Genomic DNA, 8,285 nt, shown 5'->3' with positions numbered 1-8,285 from the left:
GTCTCTAGGCGTGCAGCGCCGGAGCGTCAACGCGTGCGGCGCTTTTTCCTTGCGGTGCAGAACGGGCGTTCCTAACTTCGAGGCCCGGTTCAAGGAGAAAAAATTGCCGACACCTCATGAAGCCCTGATCTATCTGATGGTCATCACCTCGGCCTCCGACCGCGACATGACCGATGTTGAACTGGCGCGGATCGGCGAGGTCGTCCGCTCCTGGCCGGTGTTCGAGGACTTCAACCACGACAGGCTGGTCGGCGTCGCCCAGGGCTGCCAGAAGCGCCTGCACGAAAAGGATGGGCTGGAGGGCGTGCTGGCTGAAGTCGCCGAGGTCTTGCCCGAGCGGCTGCGCGACACCGCCTATGCCGCCGCCTTCGAGGTTGCCGCCGTCGACCTCGAAATGCGCATGGAAGAGGTGCGGGTGCTGCAGCTGATCCGGCGTCAGCTCGATCTCGACACGCTGACGGTTGCTGCCATCGGCCGCGCGGCCAAGGCGCGGCTGCGTACCCTGACCTGAAAGTCCTTGGCTTTAGAAAAAACTGACGGGGAAATAGCGCAGATAAAATTCGGCGAACGTGCCTTTCATTGAAATTTCCTGCAGCGCGTAGTCGATCGCTGCGGCCAGCGCCGGATTGTCAGCCTTGGTGGCGATGGCCATGCCCGTGCCCAGATATTCGGGCGCCAGATAGGGCCCGCCGGCAAAGCGGCAGCAGCCCGCCGCGTCCGAGCCGCCCAGCCAGAAAGCCAGGCGCATGCCGTCGCCGAAGGCGGCGTCGACCTTGCCGGCCTTGAGATCGGCATACAGTTCTTCCGGCCTGTCGAAAGGGACGACCTGGACCGTGTTGAAATAGTCGCGCAGCATGCGCTCATGCGCCGAGCCTGATATCACGCCGACACGCTTGCCGTGCAATTTGTCAAAGACGGGCTCGGTCAGCGCCTTGCCCTTCGGCATGATGAAGCGCGCCGGAAACTGCAGATAGGAGCGTGAGAAGGCGTAGGTCGCGCGCGATTCCGGTGTGGCGGCGATGCCGGCGATGATCGCCTCGCCTTCGCCTTTCCGCAGTGCGCCTTCCAGCTCGGCCCAGGGCAGGGCCTGGATCTGGCATTTTTCGACAATGCCAAGCTCGGCGCAGATGGCGCGTGCCAGATCGATGTGGAAGCCGGACAGCTTTCCCGCACCGTCGAGGAAGTTGAAAGGCGGGAAGTCCGTGGTGGTGAGGAATCTCAGCCGGGGCAGCTTCGAAAGGTCTGGCTTGGGCAGCCGCTCCTTGGCATCCCACAGCACCGGAACCTGAGGCGCCGCGGCGCGCGCACCGTCGGCGAACGACAGCAACCCGATCAGCATCGCAAAGGCGAAGGACCTCCACCGGAACGCCAAGATAAAACTCCGCCACAGTCGTGCTCGCACCGGTTTTGGTACGAAAATGGTACAGGCACAATGGTTTTTGATTTCAACACGCCGATTTCAGGATATGATTTAGCCGGTTTGCAAATCAGCTTCGGTCGCCTCGATGAGAGGGAGCCACAAAATAAGTATGCGATTTGCAATCCGTGGTCGGTGGCGAAGTGTAAATCAGGCACGCATCATTGGCCGCAATGCACAAGGCAACATGGGGTTGATGTTGCGATGGGTCAGTTCGATCGCACGCTGGAATACATAGACCAACTGCAGCACGCCGCAACGGCGGCGGCGGTCTGCGAAAGGCTGCTGGGCATAACATCGGATTTCGGTCTCACCGCACTGATGGCGGGAACCGTCCCGCAGCCAGGCACGCCGGCCGGCCAGCAAAAGCAGCATGTGCTTCTCTGCGATTGGCCTGGCGAGTGGCTGGAGCGCTATGTCGCGCGCAACTATGTCGATCATGACCCGGTCGTCAGCCATATGAAACAGTTGCAGGCGCCCTTCCAGTGGCACGAAGCGTCCCAAGGCATCCGCATAGACAAGAGCAGCGGCGAGGTGATGGGCGATGCCGGCGCCTTCAAACTGCGCGATGGGTTGGCCTTTCCGCTGATCACGCTCGACGGCCAGATCGTCATGGTGTCGCTGGGCGGCGAGGCCGTGGAATTGTCCGCCGCCGAATTCGGCCAGGTGTCGCTGGTCTCGACCTACGCGGTTGGCCGCGCCATGCAACTCCACACCATGGCGAACAGGACCATCGATCATATCGTGCTGACGCCGCGCGAGCGCGAATGCCTGCAATGGGCCGCCGTCGGCAAGTCCGAATGGGAGATTTCGCAAATCCTCGGCATTTCCGAACACACCTCGGAGAAACATCTTCTTAACGCCAAAAGCAAACTAGGTGCCGTCAACAGGGTGCAGGCCGTCGCGGAAGCGATACGGCGCGGCTACATTAGTTAGGTCGGCCGTGCCGACCTGAAATCCTTGCCTACGCGATCACGCAATTTTCTCATCAAAGCACGGCCGTATCTTCCTCTGAACGCAGGAGACGGCGGAATGCTTTTTTCCCTTACAACCCAGGAATTGATGGAACGTCCCGACCTTTGGGAGGCCGTCCATCGTTTGCGCTACAAGATATTCGTCGAGGAGATGGGGTGGGATGACCTCAGACGCCCCGACGGGCTCGAACTCGACCAGTTCGATCACGACGAGGCGGTCCATCAGATCGTCATCAGGGGCGGTGAAGTGGCGGGTTATCAGAGGATGTTGCCGACGACGCGGCCACATCTGCTGACCGAGGTCTTGACCGATCTTTCCGAAGGAACGCCGCCGTCGGGTCCAAACATCTGGGAATTGACCCGCTATGCGGTGGCTCCCGGTTTTCGCGATGGCCGTCGCGGCGTTTCGACCGTCGGCACCGAACTGATTGCCGGTTTCGTCGAGTGGGGGCTGAAGCGCGGCGTCGACAAGGTGATCATCGAGTTCGAGCCGATGTGGGTGCTGCGCGCCTTGCAACTGCATTTCCTGGCGACCCCGCTTGGCTATCAGCGCACCTATGGCAACCAGCAGGTGGTCGCCACCTTGCTGACCTTCAACGAGCACACACTCGATGTGGTGCGGTCGCGCCGCAATCATTTTGCTCCCGTGCTGGCCAGGGGATATCCCGACATGCTCGGGCAAAGGCGTGCGTCATGAGATCGGAGACAGTCATGAGCACACATCCGCAACCTGAACTTCGCAACCACACGCTGGTGGTCACCGTGTCGTCGAGTGACGGCCGGCCGGTGCTGGACAGGAGGGCCTATGAAAGCCTGGCAAGGACCTTCCATGAAGCAGCCGACAATGAGGAGGTTCGCGTCGTCGTCTTGCGCGGCCTGGCAGGCTGTTTCTGTCTGGGCGGCGACTTCTCCGAATTCCTCGACGCCACCAAGCACCAGAAACTGATCGCCGCCGTCACCGACCTGTTCCGCACGCTGGCGACGTTTCCAAAGCCCATCCTTGCCTGCGTCGATGGCGATGCCGTCGGTGTCGGCTGCACCATCCTGTTCCATTGCGACATGGTGATCGCGTCCGATGAGAGCACGTTCAGGGTGCCGTTCGTCGATTTCGGCCTGGTGCCGGATGCGGCGACCAGCATCCTGGCGCCGCAGAAGCTCGGCTACGCCGGTGCCTTCCGCTTCTTCTGCCTCGGCGACACGCTTCGCGCCGAAGATGCCAGGGCGCTCGGCCTGGTCGCGGAGATCGTGCCGGGAGGCACCGTCGAGGAGGCGGCCCTTGGTCGGGCAAGACAGCTCGTCAAGAAGCCGGTCGCCGCCCTGCTGCAGACGCGCGGCCTGCTGAAGGGGAACACCGAGGCCCTCTGCGATCGCATCGATCAGGAGATCTCGCTTTTCCAGCAGGCGCTGCAGGATGATACGACGCTGCGGCGATTGCAGCGTATCGCCAGGCTGGCGGCTTAAGCATCATGATTGCGTCGCGCGGTTCCTGCCGCGCGACGCAAAAAAGCGTCAATCCTGTTTTCCCAGGAATGACGGCCCTTCGCCGATGATCTTCTTGTCTTCCTTGCCGATGATTTCGAGATCGCGCCCCTCATAGGGCAGAGACGACAGGATGCGCCGCATGACCGCAAGCCGCGCGCGCCGCTTGTCATTGGCCCGTACGATGATCCACGGCGCGAATTCCTTGTGGGTGCGCTCGAACATTGTGTCGCGCACCTTGGTGTAGTCGTCCCACTTGGTGATGCCCGCAACGTCGATGGGCGAAAACTTCCAGCTCTTCAGCGGGCTGTAGCGGCGGTCGTGGAAGCGCTCGAGCTGCGTTTCCCGGCCGATGTTCAGCCAGAATTTGAAGAAGTGAATCCCCTCGTTGGAGATCATCCGCTCGAAATGCGGCGTCTCGTCGAGAAACTGCTCGTGCTGCTGCGGCGTGCAGAAACCCATCACCGGCTCGACGCCGGCGCGATTGTACCAGGAGCGGTCGAAGGTGACGAATTCGCCTGAAGTCGGGAAGTGGTCGACATAGCGCTGGTAGTACCATTGCCCCAGTTCGGTCGGGGTCGGCTTGGTCAGCGCCACGTTGCGTGCCGTGCGCGGATTGAGGTACTGGCGCACCACGAAGATCGTGCCGCCCTTGCCGGCAGCGTCGCGGCCCTCGAACAGCGCCATCACCCGTTTGCCGGTCGACTGCAGCCAGGCCTGCGCCTTGACCAGCTCGATCTGCAGCTTCTCGAGCGTCTCGTCATACTCATCACTTTTCATCTTCTTGTCGTAGGGATAGCCGCCGGCAGTCAGCTTGTTGTCCTCGACCCAGTCGGGAAGCACGGGGTTTTCGATGTCGAACTCCCGTTCCTTGCCGCCGATCCTGATCTTCAGCGGCCCCGAAGTTGGCGCGGCGGGACTTTCCTTGGCTTTTTTCATCGAGACGAACCCTTTCCAGCTTCCGGACTCATGCTATGGGGAGCCTCCGGAACGGTCTAGTGGAAGTTTTTCCGCCACCGTGGACCGGGTGCGAAGGCATGGGGTGCGGGCCCGCGGGCAGATGGCTGACCTGGACACAGAGCAGAGAGGCATCGCGCAAACCATGGCCGCACGGCTGTGGAACAGCCGCTGGCTGCTTGCGGCCGGCGTCGTCGCGGTCGTCGCCGTTTATGCCTTGGCCGGGATTTCAGCCTATGTCGTCCTCGCGGCGCTGCTGTTGCTATTTGCAGCGGCAATACTGCCGGCCGCCGGCGCGCGCCAATCCACTGGCAGCGGAGCCGCCATCGAGGCCACCGGCCTGCAGAGGCTCTCGGGTGAATATCTGGCCGCCGCCGTCGCCGATCCGCTGATCATCTTCGACCGGGCTGCCACCATCGTCCATGCCAACGCCGCCGCCTTCGCCGCTTTCGGCGGCATCGCGCCAGGCATGTCGCTGTCGCTGAAATTCCGGGCGCCGGAAATGCAGGCTCTGCTGGATGGCGTGCTATCGGGCGATGTCGCCTCCGATATCGTCGACTATACGGAGAAGCTGCCGGTCGAACGGGCTTACCGGGTGAGCGTGTCCTCGGTCGGTCACGCCACCGATCTCTATGTGCTGGTGTTCAAGGACCAGAGCGAAACGCGCAGGATCGACCGCATGCGCGCCGACTTCATCGCCAATGCCAGCCACGAACTGCGCACCCCACTTGCCTCCATCGCCGGCTTTATCGAAACGCTGCGCGGGCCAGCCCGCAACGACGCGGCGGCGCGCGACCAGTTTCTGCAGATCATGCAGAGCCAGACTGGCCGCATGGCGCGTCTGATCGACGATTTGTTGTCGCTGTCGCGGCTCGAGATGAAACCCTATCTGAAGCCGGGAACCGAGGTGGACCTGCGCCAGACCGTCGACAGCGTCATCGACTCGCTCGGACCGCTGGCCAGCGAAAACGCCGTTGCCATCGAGCGGCGCTACGCCGACGGACCGCTTCATGTGCCTGGCGATCGCGATGAGCTTTTCCAGGTTTTCGAGAACCTCCTGGAAAACGCCTGCAAATACGGGCAGTCGGGTGGGCGCGTGGTTGTATCCATAGCGCATAGCGATGCCGGACCAGAGCCGGGCATCGACGTGACGATCAGGGACTTTGGCCCTGGCATTCCCGAGGAGCACATTCCGCGCATTACCGAGCGCTTCTACCGCGTCGATGTCGAGACCAGCCGGACCCAGAAAGGCACCGGCCTCGGCCTGTCGATCGTCAAGCATATCCTGACGCGCCACAACGCCCGGCTTTCGATCAAGTCCGAAGTCGGCAACGGCGCGGCATTCTCGGTTCATTTGCCGGCGCACTGATATCGCCCTAATTCAAGGGCACTGTTTCTTTTTTCTGTCATCCGGCTAGCGTATCAGCGGGGATTCGAGGAAACGACTCAAAATCAAAACACCCCGTGGGAAGGCATTTGCCATGCAGTCCGTGCACATCGTCAGCGCTTATGACGAGGAGTTGAAATATCTGTCGAAGCGCATCGCCGCGATGGGTGGCCATGCCGAGCGCATGGTCGAACAGGCGGTCACCGCTCTCGTCAATGCCGACCCGGGCCTTGCCCAGAAGGTCATCCGCGACGATACCGTACTGGACGAGGGCCAGCGCGAAATCGACGACAAGGCGATCATCATCATTGCCAAGCGTCAGCCGATGGCGGCGGATTTGCGCGAGATAGTCGGGACCATCCGCATCTCCGCCGACCTCGAACGGGTTGGCGATCTCGCCAAGAACGTTGCCAAGCGGGTTGTCGCCGTCACCGACGGACGCCAGCCGACCAGCCTGTTCCGCGGCCTCGAGGCTCTGTCCAACCTGGCATTGACCCAGCTCAAGGAAGTGCTCGACGTCTACGCGTCCCGTTCGGTGGAGAAGATCGGCTTCGTGCGCGATCGTGACGACCAGATCGACGCCATGTACACATCGCTGTTTCGCGAATTGCTGACCTACATGATGGAAGATCCGCGCAACATCACGCCCTGCACGCATCTGCTGTTTTGCGCCAAGAACATCGAGCGTATCGGTGATCACGCCACCAACATAGCCGAGACCATCTACTACATCGTCACCGGCGATCAGTTGCCGGCTGAGCGGCCCAAGGGCGACAAGACCGACAAAATCAGCCTTTCCGAGACGCAGCCGGTGAAGTGAACGCCGCCTCTCGAACCGTCACCCGATTTACGATAAGCTTTCCGGGCTTTGCCTCTATCCTCGTCCGTGGATTTGCTCCGGGAGGTCGTGATGGAAAATGTTCGGAACCTGACCCCGGCGCCTGCGCCGATATCCGGCATTATCGCTTGCGGCGTTTACACCGCGGGCCGCCGCATCGCCGACATTCCCATCGAGGAAGCCGGCGAATGGGCAAAAAAATCCGGTCACGTCGTCTGGATCGGCCTGTTGGAGCCCGACCGTAACCTGTTGCTGCGCGTCCAGGCGCAGTTTCACCTGCATGAGCTGGCGATCGAGGATGCCGAGCACCCGCACCAGCGGCCGAAGATCGAGCAATATGGCGACGCCTTGTTCATCGTCGCCCGCACCGCGCAGCTGATCGAGGGCCGGGTCACCTTCGGCGAGACCCATTTGTTCGTCGGCTCAGGCTACATAGTCAGCGTCAGGCACGGTCCCTCGACGTCCTATGCCGCCGTTCGTCAGCACTGGGAAAGCTGCCCGCACTCGCTGGCCAAGGGCGAGGATTTCGTCCTCTATGCCATCCTCGATTTCATCGTCGACAATTACATGCCGGTGCTCGAGCAGATCGAGGACGAGGTCGAGGCGATCGAGGACAAGGTTCTGCTGAAGCCGATGACCGCTCCCGACATAGAGCGGCTCTATATGCTGCGCCGCGATCTCCTGCGCCTGCGCAATGCCGCGCTTCCGCTGGTCGAAGTCTGCCGAAGGCTGACCAGCGCCGAGCTGCCGCAGATCCACACCGCCATGCATCCGCTGTTCCGCGACGTCACCGATCACATCCGCACCGTTCAGGAGAAGATCGACAGCCTGCGCGAGGTGCTGGCATTCGCTTTCGAGGCGAGCTTGCTGGTCGGCCAGAGTCAGGAAACGGCCAACACCAAGAAGCTCGCTTCCTGGGCCGCAATCCTGGCGGTGCCGACGGCGCTCGCCGGCATTTACGGCATGAACTTCAGCGACATGCCGGAACTGAAGATGGAATACGGCTATCCGGTGGTTCTGGCCACGATCGCGCTGATCTGCGCGTTTCTGTATTGGCGGTTCAGGAAGAATGGCTGGTTGTGAAGTAGGGCAGTAGGGCAGTAGGGCAGTAGGGCAGTAGGGCAGTAGGGCAGTAGGGCAGTAGGGCAGTAGGGCAGTAGGGCAGTAGGGTGGCATTTCGTGAGCGCGACTTTCCGCGCACATACTGCCCTACTGCCTTACTCCCCTATTCCC

9 protein-coding genes are annotated in these 8,285 nt (G+C 61.8%); 7 read left to right on the top strand and 2 right to left on the bottom strand.

What is annotated here, in order from left to right; translation table 11 throughout:
* Positions 1 to 103 precede the first annotated feature (103 nt).
* Positions 104 to 511 (top strand): tellurite resistance TerB family protein, encoded by a 408-nt coding sequence (locus EN969_RS07930; protein WP_127389928.1) that lies wholly within the window; start codon positions 104 to 106, stop codon positions 509 to 511.
* A 12-nt stretch (positions 512 to 523) separates the two neighbouring features.
* Here the strand turns inward: EN969_RS07930 and EN969_RS07925 are convergent, their stop codons facing one another.
* Positions 524 to 1,372, bottom strand: coding sequence for a transporter substrate-binding domain-containing protein (locus EN969_RS07925; protein WP_063170010.1), 849 nt, complete (start codon positions 1,370 to 1,372; stop codon positions 524 to 526).
* Positions 1,373 to 1,621: 249 nt separating this feature from the next.
* Here EN969_RS07925 and EN969_RS07920 point away from each other — a divergent pair, with 249 nt between their 5' ends.
* The 3 genes from EN969_RS07920 to EN969_RS07910 all read left to right on the top strand — a co-directional run bounded on the left by EN969_RS07920 (position 1,622) and on the right by EN969_RS07910 (position 3,852).
* Positions 1,622 to 2,353: a LuxR family transcriptional regulator gene (locus EN969_RS07920; RefSeq protein WP_013533651.1), complete on the top strand. Its 732-nt coding sequence runs from the start codon at positions 1,622 to 1,624 to the stop codon at positions 2,351 to 2,353.
* A gap of 96 nt (positions 2,354 to 2,449) precedes the next feature.
* Entirely contained in the window at positions 2,450 to 3,088 is a 639-nt protein-coding gene (locus EN969_RS07915; RefSeq protein ID WP_013533650.1) for an acyl-homoserine-lactone synthase, read from the top strand.
* Positions 3,089 to 3,102: 14 nt separating this feature from the next.
* The gene (locus tag EN969_RS07910) at positions 3,103 to 3,852 is read left to right on the top strand and encodes an enoyl-CoA hydratase-related protein (RefSeq protein WP_013533649.1); all 750 of its coding nucleotides are present in this window, start codon (positions 3,103 to 3,105) and stop codon (positions 3,850 to 3,852) included.
* Positions 3,853 to 3,900: 48 nt separating this feature from the next.
* Here the strand turns inward: EN969_RS07910 and ppk2 are convergent, their stop codons facing one another.
* On the bottom strand, positions 3,901 to 4,809 hold the full coding sequence (gene ppk2 / locus EN969_RS07905; protein WP_013533648.1) for a polyphosphate kinase 2: 909 nt from the start codon (positions 4,807 to 4,809) through the stop codon (positions 3,901 to 3,903).
* Positions 4,810 to 4,930: 121 nt separating this feature from the next.
* On the opposite strand from ppk2, the gene EN969_RS07900 reads away from it, so the two are divergent.
* From EN969_RS07900 to EN969_RS07890, 3 genes are all read left to right on the top strand, one after another.
* Positions 4,931 to 6,196, top strand: a complete 1,266-nt coding sequence (locus EN969_RS07900; protein WP_063170011.1) for an ATP-binding protein — start codon at positions 4,931 to 4,933, stop codon at positions 6,194 to 6,196.
* 112 nt (positions 6,197 to 6,308) lie between these two features.
* Positions 6,309 to 7,034 carry a phosphate signaling complex protein PhoU gene (gene phoU / locus EN969_RS07895; protein ID WP_013533646.1) on the top strand — a complete coding sequence of 242 codons (726 nt, stop codon included), beginning with the start codon at positions 6,309 to 6,311 and terminating at the stop codon, positions 7,032 to 7,034.
* Between the two features lie 90 nt (positions 7,035 to 7,124).
* A complete protein-coding gene (locus EN969_RS07890) occupies positions 7,125 to 8,135 on the top strand; it encodes a magnesium and cobalt transport protein CorA (RefSeq protein ID WP_013533645.1) in 1,011 nt (336 codons plus the stop codon).
* The last annotated feature ends 150 nt before the right edge of the window (positions 8,136 to 8,285 follow it).

Source organism: Mesorhizobium sp. M7A.F.Ca.CA.003.01.2.1 (assembly GCF_003998945.1).
GTDB lineage: Bacteria > Pseudomonadota > Alphaproteobacteria > Rhizobiales > Rhizobiaceae > Mesorhizobium > Mesorhizobium ciceri.
This window is presented reverse-complemented; position numbering and strand designations above follow the sequence as displayed.